Source organism: Vibrio sp. 704 (assembly GCF_033339295.1).
Genome location: NZ_JAWOUH010000361.1, coordinates 1 through 757, shown reverse-complemented (window position 1 = coordinate 757; position 757 = coordinate 1). Strand labels below are relative to the sequence as shown.

Here is a 757-nt window from a genome sequence, read left to right as displayed (position 1 = left end):
CAACGGATAAGCGACGTTCTCCAAAGCCGTCATCACTGGCACCAAATTGAATTTTTGAAATATAAAACCCAGCTTTTCACGGCGCATTTTCGCAGCCTGCATTTGTCCGCTCGGGTAAGGTTGACCAGCAAACGTTACCTGACCTTGATATTGTGAATCCAACATGCCAAGCACATTGAGTAAGGTACTTTTTCCTGAGCCGGAAGGCCCACACAGCGCCACCATTTCACCGGCAAACACCTCACCAGAGACATCTTGCAACGCGCGTACGGTTTGGCTGCCGAGGGTGTAATCGCGACTAAGTTGACTGAAAACGATCATGACGCCTCCTTAATGTTTAGCCAGTAACGCTTTGGCAGTTTGCGTTTCTAAGTGAGTGCTATCGAAACTTTCCATTTTCGCCAACCATTTCTGCGCTTGCTCCATGTCCTCTGCACGCAGCGCTGCTTCAATGGCGTAAAGGTAAACCCAAGCCGTTGCCGCGAACGGTTGTTGATTGAAGCTCGGTTCATCAAGCAGAGTCAGGTACAGCTCGTACCCACGCTCAAAGTGATTAAACATATCCGGAAGCGAAGTGTAAGTAGTGGCCGCCATCGCAGTAGCCAATTGATATTCTGGTAGCCCTTGTAAACGCTGCTGCTCTTGAGTCGGCATAGGTTGATTTGCCATTAAATCCAAACCTTTCTGAATGGTGGCAAGCCCGCGTTCAGTGAACTTCATCTTGTTCCATGGCATAAACGCATCGCGCCCTTGCAAG

General features: G+C 49.3%; 1 protein-coding gene and 1 pseudogene. Both read right to left on the bottom strand.

What is annotated here, in order from left to right:
* The coding region (locus R7R24_RS26475; RefSeq protein ID WP_318120085.1) for an ATP-binding cassette domain-containing protein at positions 1-321 on the bottom strand (321 nt) is incomplete at its 3' end.
* Positions 322-330: 9 nt separating this feature from the next.
* A pseudogene (locus R7R24_RS26470) lies at positions 331-757 on the bottom strand (hypothetical protein); the annotation flags it as partial.